The sequence below is a fragment of the Pedobacter sp. AK017 genome (genome assembly GCF_014200825.1).
GTDB classification, from domain to species: Bacteria; Bacteroidota; Bacteroidia; order Sphingobacteriales; family Sphingobacteriaceae; genus Pedobacter; species Pedobacter heparinus.
Window position 1 is genome coordinate 198,463 of the sequence record NZ_JACHCW010000008.1, and the last position, 16,179, is coordinate 214,641.

The 16,179-nt window shown below is 40.4% G+C and carries 10 protein-coding genes; 2 read left to right on the forward strand and 8 right to left on the reverse strand.

Features of this window, described 5'->3' with window-relative positions; genetic code table 11:
• Window positions 1–161 precede the first annotated feature (161 nt).
• The 5 genes from HDC92_RS13300 to HDC92_RS13320 all read right to left on the reverse strand — a co-directional run bounded on the left by HDC92_RS13300 (window position 162) and on the right by HDC92_RS13320 (window position 9,338).
• The gene (locus tag HDC92_RS13300) at window positions 162–2,210 is read right to left on the reverse strand and encodes a RagB/SusD family nutrient uptake outer membrane protein (RefSeq protein WP_183875183.1); all 2,049 of its coding nucleotides are present in this window, start codon (window positions 2,208–2,210) and stop codon (window positions 162–164) included.
• Between the two features lie 24 nt (window positions 2,211–2,234).
• Window positions 2,235–5,555 carry a SusC/RagA family TonB-linked outer membrane protein gene (locus HDC92_RS13305; protein ID WP_183875185.1) on the reverse strand — a complete coding sequence of 1,107 codons (3,321 nt, stop codon included), beginning with the start codon at window positions 5,553–5,555 and terminating at the stop codon, window positions 2,235–2,237.
• A gap of 405 nt (window positions 5,556–5,960) precedes the next feature.
• Window positions 5,961–8,126 carry a cation:proton antiporter gene (locus tag HDC92_RS13310; RefSeq protein WP_183875187.1) on the reverse strand — a complete coding sequence of 722 codons (2,166 nt, stop codon included), beginning with the start codon at window positions 8,124–8,126 and terminating at the stop codon, window positions 5,961–5,963.
• An 18-nt stretch (window positions 8,127–8,144) separates the two neighbouring features.
• Window positions 8,145–8,687: a hypothetical protein gene (locus tag HDC92_RS13315; RefSeq protein WP_012781417.1), complete on the reverse strand. Its 543-nt coding sequence runs from the start codon at window positions 8,685–8,687 to the stop codon at window positions 8,145–8,147.
• A 201-nt stretch (window positions 8,688–8,888) separates the two neighbouring features.
• Window positions 8,889–9,338: an SRPBCC family protein gene (locus HDC92_RS13320; RefSeq protein ID WP_183875189.1), complete on the reverse strand. Its 450-nt coding sequence runs from the start codon at window positions 9,336–9,338 to the stop codon at window positions 8,889–8,891.
• 223 nt (window positions 9,339–9,561) lie between these two features.
• Here HDC92_RS13320 and HDC92_RS13325 point away from each other — a divergent pair, with 223 nt between their 5' ends.
• Window positions 9,562–10,935 carry a thioredoxin family protein gene (locus HDC92_RS13325; protein WP_012781415.1) on the forward strand — a complete coding sequence of 458 codons (1,374 nt, stop codon included), beginning with the start codon at window positions 9,562–9,564 and terminating at the stop codon, window positions 10,933–10,935.
• Between the two features lie 39 nt (window positions 10,936–10,974).
• On the opposite strand, the gene HDC92_RS13330 is transcribed toward HDC92_RS13325, so the two are convergent.
• Both HDC92_RS13330 and HDC92_RS13335 read right to left on the reverse strand, forming a co-directional pair.
• Window positions 10,975–13,029, reverse strand: a complete 2,055-nt coding sequence (locus tag HDC92_RS13330; protein ID WP_183875191.1) for a beta-L-arabinofuranosidase domain-containing protein — start codon at window positions 13,027–13,029, stop codon at window positions 10,975–10,977.
• Entirely contained in the window at window positions 13,013–14,326 is a 1,314-nt protein-coding gene (locus HDC92_RS13335) for a sialidase family protein (protein ID WP_183875193.1), read from the reverse strand. The genes HDC92_RS13330 and HDC92_RS13335 overlap by 17 nt, the downstream gene beginning before the upstream one ends.
• Before the next feature lie 241 nt (window positions 14,327–14,567).
• Here HDC92_RS13335 and HDC92_RS13340 point away from each other — a divergent pair, with 241 nt between their 5' ends.
• Complete coding sequence (locus tag HDC92_RS13340; RefSeq protein ID WP_183875195.1) at window positions 14,568–15,155, forward strand: DUF4230 domain-containing protein; 588 nt, start codon at window positions 14,568–14,570, stop codon at window positions 15,153–15,155.
• On the opposite strand, the gene holA is transcribed toward HDC92_RS13340, so the two are convergent.
• Window positions 15,139–16,164 (reverse strand): DNA polymerase III subunit delta, encoded by a 1,026-nt coding sequence (gene holA / locus HDC92_RS13345; RefSeq protein WP_012781411.1) that lies wholly within the window; start codon window positions 16,162–16,164, stop codon window positions 15,139–15,141. The two genes, HDC92_RS13340 and holA, sit on opposite strands and share 17 nt — an antisense overlap.
• Window positions 16,165–16,179: the final 15 nt, after the last annotated feature.

The following is a 16,179-nucleotide window of genomic DNA, read 5'->3' on the forward strand; positions in this document are numbered from 1 at the left end:
GGGCCATTGCTCTCAAACAGCACCATTTCTTGGAAGAAAGGCAGAAGCAGTCCATAATCGGGGTCGGCTAAAGGCGCCAGTCTGAAGGCCTTAAATTGCAAATAAAAAGAGGTTGTATCATGTGATACAACCTCTGCTCATTTTAAATGGTTTTATTTTAACTAGTAACCGTTATTACCAAATTCGTTTCCGTTATTAATTGTGTTTAGGAAAGAGAAAGGAATAGGTCTGTTGTAGTGTTTTGCAGGAACAAAGCTGGCTGCCGCCCTGGCATTATATTGCGCCAGGCGTGTCTCGAATGCTCTATGACGTTTTAAAAGTGCCCAACGGGTAAACTCACCACATAATTCACGTGCGTATTCATCAAAAACATCGTTCATTGTCGCATTGGTTAACTGCATTCCGGTACCTGTATTAAAGTCGGCAGCATTGCGGCATGCACGTTTGCGCAACTCATTTAAATATCCTGCAGCAACTGCCCCGCTTCCACCAGATTTAAGCGTGGCTTCAGCTGCAAGCAAATAAACCTCTGCCATACGCATTACCATTATATTACCTAGTTTTTGCTGGAAATTACCTCCTAACCATCCACCATCAAAATTATGATTAAACTTACTTAAAGCCGGGAAAAGATTTGCCATATTTATCGGTGTTAATCCATTACCTGTGGGGTCTTTGTATTTGGCCCCTGTCGGATCTGCCGGATCAAAAAGATCATTGATATTCACCACTGCATATTTGCGCAGTGCTTTTTCTGCTGGCGTTAGCGGATCTTTACTTAAATAGGCGAAAAACCTGTCTTCATCAACATCCAGCGGATAGGGGTGCACATTGGCATTTGCAACGGTTTGCAAAGAAGTAATAGCGCCGGTAGTTACTCCTTTTGGCCAAACTTTTGGCGGATATTGCCAGGTCGCATTTGCAGAAGCATTTTTAGCATCTACATCTACATAAGGGTAAATCTTCTGACCAACAAATGCGGAGTTAATACCATATTTGGTACACATGGCAGCTGTTAGCGTTACTGTAGCATCAGCATAAGTTACATTTGCAGGACCGGGCGGGGATGGATTAGTTGTTTTTGCCTGTACCCCTGAATAGTTTGTAAACGCTGTTTGAAACGAATTTTCCCATCGCTTATCATAGGTCGCATTAAAACAATTGATCAGGTATTTTGTAGGTGCAATAAATGATTGGTTCAGGCGTCCATAATATGCGTTTGACGTATTAGAACCTACACCTCTTTTTAAAAGGTCTGTACCTGCGCCAAATGCGTTATCAAGTGATGGATAAAAGTGCAGGTACCAGTTGGGTTTTGAGTTCGATGTAGCAGCATCATATGACGGACTGTAAGGGTTCAGGCCATACGCCGTAAATAAGGCTTCCGCATTATTTCTATTGTTGGCATAGGCAAATACCTGCGCAAAATCAGTATACAATGTGGCGCCATACGCCCCCTTATTCGTAATCAGGTCTTCTGCAACTTCTTTTGCCCTCAGCCAGTAACTTTTTGTTCCTTCCATCAATCCTTCTCCCCCTCCCTGTGCATATACACGGGCCAGCAAACCAAGCGCTCCTTTTTTGGTCACACGCTGAAGATTGCCCTGATAAGGTACTACAGGAAGATCTTGTGCTGCCGCAGTTAAATCTGCCACAATTTGGGTATAAATTTCAGCAACACTATTTCTGGTAGGATTTAAATTTTTTACGGGATCATCAGTTGTGATCAGCGGAATATCACCAAACTGGGTTACCAGTACAGAATAATAATAAGCCCGCATTGCCTTTGCCTCTGCAACCAAAGTTTTGATATCGTTGGCATTTCCGTCTTTAATCAGGGGAGCAATCTGAATGGTTTTGTTACAGTCTTTGATAGAACCCCAGGCAAAATCCCAGGTATTGGTAACCAGGTTAAAATTGTTGGTGAATTCTTCATACCGCATTATTTGTCTGTTGCTCACACTATTGGTTGGTGATGTCCATAAATCGGTTCCGGTTTCCGCTAGAAATCCATACGGCATCCCGATCAATGAGCCCCAAAGCCCCGTGTAAATGTTAGACTGAAAAGATCTGAAACCGTTAAAATCTCTTATTACATCTTCTTCCGACAGCGCATTAGGATTATATTCATCTACCTTACAGGATGATACGCTCAATATCATCAATAAGCCTAATCCACAAAATACACTCTTTATAAATTGATTTTTCATGTTTAATTTTTTTTATTTGAACAATTAAAATGACACATTCAAGCCAAATACGAACTGCTTCGTCAAGGGGTAATCCATCTCCCCATTCATTTCCGGATCGTAGTCTTTTAAGAAATGGCTTTTTGTAATCACCAACGGATTGGTCAGGGTACTGTAAACGCGTACTTTACGCATGGCAATCTTTTTTGCAACGTTTTCAGGCAAGGTGTAGCCCAGCGTGATGTTTTTAATTTTAAAGAAGGAACCGTCTACATAATTCAGTCCTGAAAATCCCAGCATACTTGTAGGTGATGCAAGAATATTCATTACTGGAAAATCATTGGAAGGGTTTTCCGGTGTCCAGTAATTGAAATCTGAAAGGAAAGTTCTTGCAGGACTGGCTACAGTTGCCAATGCACTTGGATTGTACCATCCCATCATCACATAGTTGATAGTCTGTCCCCAACGCAAATAAGAATAGATCCCTAAATCAAAGTTCTTGTATTTAAAATTGTTCTGGAAACCCAACGAAAAATCAGGCGTATTATGTCCTATGGTTTGAAAATCATTGGTATTGTTATAGGTATAAAGAGAAGATGCTGCTGTTAATGCAGGGTTAAATTTTTGCGCATCAGCAAGATTGGTATAATAATAAAGCTCGGTACCCTCTCTTCTGAATACGCCGTCAGCCAGTTTAACAATACCAGGAGTGTTTACCTTTAAGTCTCCCGGACGTCTTCCAAACGCACCAGCATCAGCTTCCTCGCCTATTTGCCAGATTCCATCAATTTTGTAATTTCTAAATGTAGCAATGGGTTCGCCAATCGTCAATGCATAGTTTCCCCCTGCACGGTTCTCTCCTGCCGCCACATTATTGGTAATGTTGTTAGCTACACCATCTGATAATTTTAAAATTTTCTCATTATTTCGGGCAAAGGCAATAGAAGAACTCCATTCAAAATTTTTACTTACAATATTACGTGTATTCATGCTGACTTCGAAACCTTTATTATTGGTCTCTGCGATATTGAGATAGGTCTTGTAAGGTGTACTACCAGACCTGTATGCTCCGTAAATAATAGGAGAGTTGAAGTCATAAATTACCCCCTTGGTACTGGTATTGTAATAATCTACGGCCATATCAATGCGATTGTTGAATAAGCCCAGATCCAGACCCAGGTTCAAGGTTTTAGATTTCTCCCATTCCAGGTTCGGATTAGTAATATACTGCGAATTACGGTAAATTGGAATAAGTTCACCACCCAATGACATGTTAGCTTGCTCAACAAAAGCCGAAGAAGAATTAGGTGGAATATAGGCGGTTCCCGCAACACCCCATGAAGCACGAACTTTCAGGTTATTGATATATTTCTTCGTACCCGCCATAAAGTCTTCATCAGAAATCCTCCAGCCAGCAGACATTGCCGGGAAGGTATCCCATTGATTGGTTTTGTACAATACCGAAGACCCGTCTCTGCGTACTGAAGCCGAGAAGAGGTACTTGCCTTTATAGGCATAATTAAGACGTCCCATCAAACCAAATGTCTTTTGCATCGAATAAAGGGATATCGCAGTACTGTTTACATCGCCGGTAAACCTGTACCATTTAAAATTGTTATTGGCGACGGCCTGCCCCATCTCAGTGGACGTAGTCTGCTTATGGAAGTAAGAAGTAACACCCGTAAAGGTAAAGTCATGATCGTTTCCAAGCAGGTAGTTGTAGGTCAACACATTCTCCCACTGATACTCCTGATAACGGTTCTGGTTGATCCTTGCTCTGGCAATATTTGAATTAATATAGGTATAATTCACTGAACCCACCCCATCAAAACGATAGGTATTTGAATAATCCATACGTGCACCCGCACGACTTAAAATAGTTAATCCCTTTATCGGTCTGATTTCTATATATGGATTAAAAAATATTTTTGTATTGTTGTCTACGTTGCCATAAACACCAGGCTGATAATCAAGTAAAAGATTGTATACATTACTACCCAGGTCAGGGTTTATAGATCCATCAGCTCTATAAGGCTTCACCAGGGGATCAGTAACAATTGCATTTTCCAATTTGTCCTGGGCTTTGTCTCTGTCTACATAAGAAGCCTGAAGGTTAGCCCCTATAGAAAGCCATTTCCTGATCTTATGATCCAGACGCATACTGGTAGAATAGAGCTTATAATCATCTCCAATATACTGGCCTTTTTCATTATTCATGTTCAATGAAACGTAAGCTTTTGTAGCATCAGTACCCCCTGAAGCAGCTAAGCTATAGTTTTGCAAAGCAGCATTATCTCTCATGAAAATATCTGCCCAATTCACAAAGTTACCTTCATTAAACAATTTATATCTTTCAGCCCCAAAAATATCTGCGTCGTTCGCCGGGGATTGCCATAGCGGTTGGGCAGCTGCAGGAAATCCATTTGCTGCAGTAACTGCAGTGGTCACCCAGCTTCTGGTTACGCCATCGAAGTTGTATTTATAAGCCTCTCTTTTAGCTGTTAAATATTGATCCTTGTTAAGTGCTTTTGGAACAACCGACCAGCCATTATAGCCATAATAAGCGTTGAAATCGATGTTTAATTTGCCTGCTTTTCCACTTTTTGTAGTGATGATGATTACCCCATTTGCTCCAGCTGCACCGTATACAGCAGTTGACGCAGCATCTTTTAGAACATCGATAGTTTCTATATCATAAGGGTTTAAAGTAGCATAGTCCCCTGGCAAACCATTGATGATAAATAAAGGCAAGCCACTGGCGGCAATTGACCTGGTCCCACGTAATTGCAGGTTAACACCCTCTCCGGCTTGCCCGGATGAACGGGTAATGTCCAAGCCAGCCACACGCCCTTGTAGCGACTCCATAGGGTTAGGACCTGGCCTGGCCGTGATTTCTTCAGTCTTTACCGATACAACAGAACCGGTCAGGTCTCTTTTTCTGGTAGTACCATAACCAATAACCACCACATCGCTTAGTTCGGCAACATCGTCTGTCAATACTACCTTCATGTTGTTGGATGCAACAACTTCTAATGTTTTAAAGCCGATCATACTGAATACCAGTATGCTGTTCTGGTTGTCCAGATTAATGCTGAATTCACCTTTATTATTGGTTGAAGCTCCCCCGGTTGCATTTTTAACCCTGATACTTACCCCAATAAGAGGAAGACCTTTACTATCAACAACCGTCCCTTTGACAGTTATCTGTTGTTGCACAAAAAAAACGGCACTGTTAGGTTTAGCCGATGTAGATTTTTCTGCTGCAAAAGAGGCAAGCGGTAAAATTGCCATCGCTACCAGTAACCTGGCGCCTGATTGTGTTCTCCAATGGCATTTACTGAGTAGTTTTTCTTTCATAGTTTTCATCAATAATTGGTTAAATATTTGGTTTATAAAACGCAAAATCCAATACCTTACCAACCAGAAGAAAAAACATTTCATTTTCGTATTTATGAACACTACATTCATAATAATGCCGCAGCGATGTTTATACTTGGTCTTAGGGTCCTGAATAAAGCAGTATCCTTTTAATACTTTTAACTATTGTTTACCTTCAGCAAGTATTTTCTATTTCCTTTGATTATCTTCGATTACTTTACATTGACAATCAATCACCCCCATTTTATCCATACCTCCGGCAAACAATCGTTGAATATACAGAATATTTCTATAATCCAAATTTAAAACCTTCGAAAATCTTCTTTTTTTTTCTTTTTTTTTCGATTACCCTCTTTAACACGAAGCAAAACGGTAGCCGAAGCCGTTCAAATTCTATTTTTTAAAAAGGCCCTTCACAAACTTTCCGGCCTTTCCGATGACACCAAACTGTTCAGAAATGGTTTCTATCAGGTAACTATCGGTCTGCTCGATATTTCCCATATTGATACCAGATTCCAGTTGTTTAGGATAAAGGACGATCAGGCTTTGTTCCACAAAATAATTTGACAGGTAATAAGGAAGCTTGCTCATTTGCGGGACATAAGAATTGTGCCCCTTACGGGACGATATGATAATAAAAAGGTCATTCATCTTCAATTCCCTCGTAAATATCAGAAAATCATCCCAGTTGTTAAATTCATTAAACTGTATTTTCACCATATCAGGTGTTCTTTCCGCAATCCTGGCTATCGCATCATTTGTTTCCTCATGGCCATAAAAGATCACCGGTATTGCTGCCTCCCTGGCAATCATTACCAGTTTCTTCAGCCAATGTAAAAATCCGGGTTCGGTTTCTGCTCTGGGTGGCAGGGCTACTACAATCCGCTTAAACGTATTCAGCGGCTGGGTGGGCTTATAGATATAAATGGTTTCATATACCCTTTTGATGATATTCTCTGCCTTGGTGCCTAGAAAAGTATGCTGGTCTGCCTGTTTGTGCATACCAATGACAATGTCACTTATATTGTGCTCTTTAATGGTATATACAATCCCATTGCTGATGCTGGAATCGTACCTGGTTACGGGAATAATGTTGTTCTCCGAAGCAGCAGCATGCGAAATCGCTTTTTCCAATATCTTCTTTGAAGCTCCCGCATGGTTATTTCCAGGTGTCTCATCGTCAATTACATTGAGACCATACACTGAGGTGTGCCTTTTTTTTGATTTAAGGACGATCCCAAAATCTACCAACCGGGTCACCATGTCCGGATAGGCCAGCGAAACCAGGATCTTTTCATCGTCCTGCCCATCCACCACATTTGTGTCCAGTTCATCCTGTTCAAATGCCAGTTTTTTTGATGCACCCTCTACAACAAAAGAACTCACTCCACAGCTAACCAGAATCAGCAGAATTGTTCCGTTCAGCACATCCTCATTCAGCAGCCTGATGGGCTCACCTGCAGCTGTTTCACCGGTAATAATGTTGTAACCCACCAGGATAATTGCCAGTGTAGCCGCAGCATGGGAAGAGCTCAAACCAAATATCATTGTTCCTTCAGCTGTACTTAATTTAAATATTTTCTGTGTAAGCCAGGCTGCCAGGTATTTGGTTACCAGGGCAACAGTAATAATGATACCGGCAACTTTAAGTGCACCCCAGCCCTTTACCAGCACGGTAACATCAACTAACATACCCACACTGATCAGGAAAAAAGGAATAAACAGGGCATTGCCTACAAAGTCTATCCGGTTCATTAAGGGCGAAGTATGTGGAACAAACTTATTGAGCACCAAACCCGAAAAAAAGGCCCCGATAATAGCTTCAATACCAGCTGCTTCCGCCAAAAACGAAGCCAGAAACACCATTGCCAGCACAAAAATATATTGAGAAATGCTGTCCTCAAAATGTTTAAAAAACCACCTGATGATGATTGGAAATACCGCAAAAACAATAACTACAAAAACAATTGTAGAGCCCGCCAGTTGTAACCAGAACGACGTGGTTACGCTTTCTTTGGTCATCCCGGCAATCCCAGCCAGAATAAGCAGGGCAAGTATATCGGTAATCATCGTACCTCCTACCGTCATGCTTACCGCTCTGTTCCTGATCACACCATATTTACTGGCAATGGGATAAGAGACCAGTGTATGCGTAGAGAACATGCTGGCCAGCAGCAATGATGACAAAAATCCATATCCAAGCAAGTAATAGCTGGCCAGTGAGCCAAAAACCAACGGAAATACAAAGGTGAGCAGTCCGAATACCAGGATTCGTTTTCTGTTCTTTTTAAACTCGGCCAGGTCAATTTCCAGTCCGGCCAGAAACATAATATACAATAAACCTACTGTACCAAACAAAACAATACTGCTGTCCCTTTTCAGCAGGTTTAAACCATAAGGCCCAACAATTACCCCGGCAACAATCAGTCCGATAATATGTGGTACTTTTATTTTGTTCAGTAATATAGGTGCAAAGAGGATGATAAACAGAACCAGCGAAAAAATAATCACTGGATTTTGCAGTGGTAAGGAAAAGTCTAATGAAGATAATAAGATCATAAGCAGCTGTTGTGAACGTTATTTTAACTTTTTGGCGTTCAATGCATAAACAATTTTGCAATCCTTTTGTACAATTTCCCTGCTTCCATCCATTCTTCCTTCTGCGAGGAAATTAAGTGTAGCGCTAATTAAAGCATCTGAATTTGGTTTCTCTTCTACTATTTTTAATACGTTATCCTTGTAACTGCCCGTATATACCCTGGTCAGCACCAATCCCGAATATGCTTTAACGACGATGTGATTTTCCTTGTAACTCATTTCCCATTGCTCTGTCTTCGTATCACCTAACGCAGAACCCTCACAAGAAGTTTCAGTACAGCTCATTTTAACACTCCATTTTCCAATAATTGCCGGATTGTCCGTAGAAACCGAATCAATTTGCTTTTTTGCACTGTCCAAAGCATGTTTAATATTGTCTAAATCCTGCTCTTTTATCTTTAAACGTTGTTCCCAGGCCAGCAGTTCCTGTTCTTTCTGAGCAGCTTTCTTTTCACGTTCGTTTAATCCGCAGCTTTGCAGACAAATTGCCAAAAAAAATAGAGGGATGTATATCGGCTTCATAATTGTCGTTCTCCTGTTTTCGGATAAACTTACAAAAATCTGCCTGAATACACAGCATTGGTGGCAGGGATATTCAGGCTATCCGCATATACAGATTTGTTTGCGGGCCGGCGCATAATGGCTTTTTCAAAAACCAGATTATATAAAACAGGCCTTAGGGTACACCTAAAGCCTGTTTTTCATCCAACACCAAATCTCTTATCAAGCATCCGGTATCTCAGGTTCTACCAATTTTATCAGTTTTTCCAGTGATTCCTGCCAACCCAGATAACACATTTCGGCTGGTATTACAGCAGGAATCCCTTCCTGCAATACTTTTAACTCCGTACCTACCAATGTTTTTTGAAGCCATATCGATGTAGTCATTACCCCTGGCAGGTTTGGATCATCAAATTTGTCTGTATATTTCAAAAACTCAGCTGTTTTAACCTCTAAATATTCCCCGCCAAATGAATGGCCATTGCCGGTTGTGAAATTTTGGAACGACATCCTAAATGTACCACCTACCTTAACATCCATACTGTGTACAGTACAAAGAAAGCCATAAGGTGGCAACCATGAAGCGATAGCTAAGGCTTCCGTAAAAGCACGATATACCTTTTCAGGAGATGCTTTAATAACTCTGTGCAATGAAACTTTATTTTCTGACATAAAATTATTTTTTTGTGTTCCTACTCTTTTGGCTTTTCGGCCCGCCCGTTTTTACAAGTGGTTGCTGCTCCACCATTACTTAACAAAGATGCTGGTAAAAACAGATATCAGGCGGGGGATAATACGACAATTTAAGGGCTATTTACGACAGAATTTTAACTTACTGTCCAAGAAATATTCGCCATAATCCTTATCTTAACCAAAAATTTAACACAACTGCGCTATGCATAAAATCCTGCTGCTATCCCTCCTATTGGTTAAAACCAGTTTCTCATTCGCCCAGATCAAATACCAGAAAGATTTTAACAGCGCGCAAAAGAAAGCTGCCGAAACCAACAAACCTTTATTCTTAAATATAGGCGCCACCACCAAGGTACCGGGTAAAAGTGCAATTGATAATCCCGATGTAATTGAGTTTTATAATAACAATTTTGTGAGTTATATGGTTAGCCTGCCCAATACAGAAGCAGTAGCTTTCATGAAAAAATACCAGCTTAAAATGTTCCCTGCTTATATTTTCCTTGATCAGAAGGGACAGTTAATTGCCAAAGGTGCCAAAAGCAGCAACGCATCAAAACATTATTTAGAACTCGCAAATCAGGCATTAACCAGGCTTTCAAGTGGTTCTTCCCTGGCCGATTATGAAGAGAAATACAAAAATGGAAACCGGAATAAAGATTTTTTAAAAGAATACATCAGTGCAAAACAGCAACTTGGCCTGTTCGATAATGCTAAATTAATTGATGAATATGTTGAATATTTAACTGTAGGTTCTTTTAACGATTATAATGAGGTACTGTTTGTTTTAAAAGCAGGACCATTTGCCTATGGCAAAGCATACCGGCTGGCGTATACCAACCGCAAGATCGTAGATAGCATTTATAAGACGCTTCCTTTAAGGGAACGGGTTGACCTGAACACCAGGATCATCAACAATACCCAAAACGAAGCAATTGCTACCAAAAATTTAACGCTGGCCAACTCATTGTCCAATTTTGTACGTGGCGCCTATTCAAAAAATTATGCAGCAGCAAATAAGCAGTCCGCCTACATTCTGCTCAATTATTACAAAGCTGTAAAAGACACCAACAATTATTATCGCCAGGCCCAGTACTACTACGATCAGTATTATATGAGGATTACTGCCGATTCCATCAACAACCTGACAAAAAGATTAAAAGGCAAAAGAGATAGTCTGATGGCCTCATTTAAAGAACGTAAAATAATTGCCGATAAGCAGGCCCCTCAAACAGAAAGCACTACTTACACCTATACGTCAGTAGGTAGCAGTCCTGATCCGGCAAAAAGCTTAGCAATGATCCTGAATAATGCGGCATGGGATTTTTATATTTTAGGTACCGGTAAAACAGATTATTTAAGCAAGGCATTGCTTTGGAGTAAACGCGCTATTGAATTGGTACCTGCAGCAGAGTACTACGATACCATGGCCCATATATTTTACCGTATGCAGCTCTATGATGAGGCCTTGATTAACCAGCACAAGGCAATTGAGATTGCGGCTAAACAAAAAAATGCAAAAGAAAGGCTTGCAAGGCTCCGGGCAGCAGCAGAAAAAATGAAGCAAAGGCAGCTATAAGCCTCTTTCCCATAATAGTACAGCGTTTATTCCTATCACCTATTTTACTATCGGAAATGCTATAATTCTTAATTTAGTAAAGCCGACAGGAACTAAAGCAACATTTTCTATATCGCTGTCTACTGCTCCTTTGTAAAACCCCTCCCGACCAGTAACCGGAAGATAGGCCAAACCATTCTGTGATTTCCATCCCGGTATTTTTTTCGCTTTTACTATAATTTCTATGGGAGAATTTTCTAAATTCCACCTAAAATCTTTTTTAAGCGCTTTAACCGTTATTGTTGTTTCTTTAACAGGATTTTTACTTACTGCCTCTAAAAGGCCGTAATTCCAGGCCGATGCCGGATGAACTTCGAAATATTTTCCCTCTTTTTCATCCGTTCCTTCAGTCCACTTTTCCTGAACTTTTAAACCGTAAACCAATGGACCACGTTCTACCGCTCTTGAATTATCTGCCCATTCAGAAACAGCGATTTCCATTGGCAATTGCAAAGTCAACCGGTCTTTATTTTGCCAGGTTCTGTTTACGGTAATAATCTTTCCGCCCTTTTCTTTACTGTATATTTTACCGTTGATCAAAATCACCGCTTCTTTACACCAGGTCGGAATGCGTAGCTGGAAAGGAAAAGCTACTGCTTTTTTTAATGATAAATTGAAATTGATCTGATCTTCAAAAGGATAGTTTGTTACTTCTTCAATTGTTACATCGGTTTGTTGAGCACCAACTTTTGTACTTAAGGTATTGGGGCCGTAAATTAAAGCAGCTAAACCATTTTCGGTTTTATGCCATAAATTTTGGCTAAACTTTGTCCAGCCCTGATGCATATTTACATAACAACAGGTGTATCCGCTTTTTGCGCCTAAAACGCAATTCATTTTCCTGTCAAAAGGCAAAGTAAATGCAAAAACACCACGACTGATTTCTATTTGGTTGGCCATCTGAAAATACTGTTTTTCATGATAATCATCGGTTGTTTGCGAAGGCATGGCATTAAAAGTCATTCTTTCCAATGCATCTATGTAATGTGTATCTCCGGTAATGTTTATAATTTCTTCTAATGAATACATCGCCTCTACGGTAGCACAAAGCTCAGTGCCTTGTGTCGGCTGGTTGCCATGTAAATCTTCATCGGCCGAAAAAATGCCGTTGGGCAGGCCATGCAGAGTCATCAAATCATTAAAAACAGTTTTTAAACTTTTTAGGTAAGTGCTGTCACCCGTTCGCTGAAAATTAATAGCCGGATCTTTTAAACCCATAGCAACGTTTACACCATGCCTGCTCATCCATTTCTTTCCATTAGGGCGGGCGGCAGCGTTGATTACCCAATCTCTGCCACCAAACCATTGGCTCCAGGCAAAAGACTGAGAATTGATAAGGCCGGCCAGCTCCAATAACGACTCATCTTTTGTATGGCCATAAAGCCATTGTACCATCATTACGTTATCTGTTCCGCGAGATTGTGACCATTCACTCCATTTTCCAATAGGGCATTTTTTTAATGCCTCTTTTTGATAGTTGAAATATTTGGTCATGAAAGGGATTACGCTTTCATCCTGTGTAGCAGAATAATATTGCTGTATCACTTTTAACATAATCATTTTAGGCCACCAGTCTTCTCCCTGTTCGCAATTGGCAAGGTCAATCTGCTTTCCTGTTTTTCTTTCCCATTTGGTGATCGGGCCAAAATAGCCAGATGGACGCTGATTATGTATGGACCAATTGATATATTTGAGCACGATAGCTTTTAGTTCTGTATCATTCAACTGGTAGGCCAATGGAACTGCACCATCCAGCCAATAGGGTGTTTCTTCCCAATTGTCCCCTTTGCCGCCCAACCAGCCATTATCATTTTTTATTTTATCATAAATTTTATCCATCTGGCCGGTAGAGCCGTTCTTCATTACCCTTAGCTGTTCTAAAAGCCAGCCTTTAGGCTTAATATCACCTAAAGAAACTGGCTGATAATGTGGCTTGGAAATATTTGCTTTTGAAGGCTTTTGAATCGGTTGGACAGTCTTATCCATGGTTTTGGCAAATCCAATGTTAAGTACTACAGATGCTATGGTCAAAAACAGTTTATTTCTTAAATTCATTTGTCATACGGATAGTGACCCATTCTTGTGACTTATAAGCATTATAGGACCGTGGATACGTGATGATGATCTCTTTTGTATTCCGGTCTTCCATCACCGAGAAATGCGAAATATCTAACCTTCCTTTGGACTTATCGTCTTCCTGCTGGGTGTCTAAGATCAATAAAGTCTTATCCTTTAACTTAAAGCTTTTTGTGTCCAGTTCGACACAGACCAGCGGCCATCTGGGCAGGTTTCCCTGGTTATTATCCTTAGTCATATTTCCTATCCAGAAGCATCTACCACTGGAGTGCTTAAATAAAGTAGACATGGAAGAAGGAGAATATAGTTCTTTTCCACCTTCAAAAGTAAGTGGCTCAGGCCTGGCCCAACTTTCTCCGCCATCTTTCGAGACCGACAACCATTTGTAGCCGGGTAAGGTATGACTCTTGCTTCCTTTTTGCTCGTTACTACCCCGCATTACCATAACCAAATGCCCGTTTTTAAGTTCTATAAGCGTGGGCTCAATCATTCCCCTGGTTGACCGTTTTGGATCACCTACTATACGTTCAGACATTTTCCAGGCAATCCTATTGTCTTTTGTCCAGCTTCCGATCAATACAACCGCATCGGTATAGGTATGGCCATTGCCGGGATTAAACAGTTCTCCTTTCTCCCCTATTATAGTCGTTTGCGCAGGCACAAGAATTTTTCCCTTGTTGGTAATGAGGGGCATTGATCCCTTATCCCCTATATAGATAGAATTCTTTCCGATAAAAACACCGGGTAAAGGATTTTTTGCCGTAAAATCACCTTTTTGAATAATAGGTTCATCAAACCTCCAGGTTTTACCCCCATCATCCGATACCCTGTATCTCAGATAATAGGACTTTTGCGCTATAGGGGGTTCGCGGATACCAGGATCCAGATTTTCAAGATCTAAGGCGTTAAGCACTGCCAAGATCCTTCCATGACGTGCATCAAATATAGAGGCAACAAGGTCTCTGCGAAAACCAACAGGAAGTTTCAGGCCAAAATCAGGTGTCATTGGACGATTTTCCCAGCTTTCTCCATTATCCGTTGAAATAAAATCTCCCGAACGCAAACTGGATGCCTTGCTATCGGTATATATACTTCCATGGATATGTGGCATGTCATTGGTTACTTTTCTACTCGAGATCCTTAATGCAGTTTGTTGCCTATGGGCCTGCTGTGCCGGGAGGTCTGTAGCAAAAATGACAAAGCACAACGCAATACTGCCACCCAGCTTCAGCAATTTGAATAAGCATTCATCCGATTGGATTTCAGGTTTGGTCATAGTTATGGTTGATCCAGTTAATTTGAAGTTTATTCAAATTAACGGATTGGGATTAGTTCGGTTACGTAACCGAAGATAATGAATATTTTAGACTATTTGCAAATATCTATCTACTCTTTTGCTGCTCCGGTAAAATAATACCCTATCCTATTATATCTTGCAATATTACCGGCATTAGCAGAAACAAAGACATTTTATATGAAAACACAAAAACTGGTCTGTAAATTGGTAGCTTTAAAATATGATTAAGTTATTAAAAATATCAGTTGTTGTAGCGGTTATCGGTGCCATCGCCTGGTTTATTGCAGCTAAATTCAGTTTAAAAACAACAGTAGAAAGCAAACATCAGCTTTTATTAGACCGTGTAGAATCCATGGGTAAGCTGGAACTGATAAAATACCGCATCAGTGATATCCTGGAACATAAAAACAAAACCCCCTTTTTACCGGAGGCCAGTGTGTTACTGATCATTAAGGCCGATGCGGTGGGCTGTATAGACCTAACCAAGCTCAAATCGGAAGACATCCAGGTCTATGGAGATTCAGCAGTGATCAAGTTGCCACAACCTGAAATTTGTTACATTAAAATAGACCATAAAGCTTCGCGTGTATACGATACAAAAATGGCATTTTTTAGAGAGGCTGATCTGGTGGATGAAGCCTATAAAAATGCGGAACAAAAAATTGCAGATGAAGTTCGAAAATCCGATATCCTGCAACAAACCCGTGTAAATGCTTTAAATGTACTCAGACCTATTTTAACCGGTTTGGGTTTCAGCAAAATGAACCTGACTTTTGAAAACGTCGGAAAAATTAATGCAACATTTTAAACAACAATTCTTTTAACAGTTCACCATCAGTGGTATTTCCTGTGCTGTCTACACCCTTGCTTTTCAAATCATATTCCCTCAACAGACTAATGATATCAAAAGTTTTGGGCAAACTGTAACTTCGGGCTGCTGTTTCAAAATCTTTTACGAAATAGGGGTTCACACCCAGCTCCTTAGCTGCATCGCCTTTATTCGGTAAGTAGTGGTATTTCAGTATTTTAGTAAAATAAGCACTCAGGTTAGCCATTACCATCACCATTGGATTGGCTTTAGGATTATCACCAAAGTAATTGATGATCTGGTTACATTTCAATACATTTTTTACAGCCAATGCCTTTTGCAGTTCAAAAACATTGTACTCCTTACTGATCCCAATGTTTTTCTGAACAATATCGGTATCAATAATAGTTTCCTTACCAATATTTAACAGCAGCTTTTCAACCTCATTGGCTATTTTAGAAAGATCGGCGCCCAGGTATTCAGCCATCAATGCCGATGCCTGAGGTGCTATTTTATAGCCCTTTTCCTTAACCAGCTCCTCTATCCACTGGGCAAGTTTATAATCTCGCACCAGGTCTGACTGAAAAACCACCCCATGCTTGTCTATTGCCTTATAGATCTTTTTACGCTTATCGAAATTGGCATACTTATATCCCAGTACCAGAATGGTACTCGGCAAAGGTTTTTCAAAATAATTCAGTACAAATTCTGCCTGCTTACTGCTACCCTCAGTTTCCTTGGCCCATTTTAAATCCTGGGCCTCCTTCACTACAATCAACTGGTAATCAGACATCATCGGATAACGCTTGGCTGCATTCATAATGGTAGCCATATCGGTATCCTTCCCATATAATACCGTCTGGTTAAACCCCTTTTCCATATCATTCAAGATATGTTCTTCCATATAATGGATAATCTGATCTATATAATAAGGCTCTTCACCATGTAATAGGTAAATGGGCTTAAACTTCCTTGCTTTGATGTCTTTTATTATGTCGGCCGCACTCATATGATGGCGTAAACT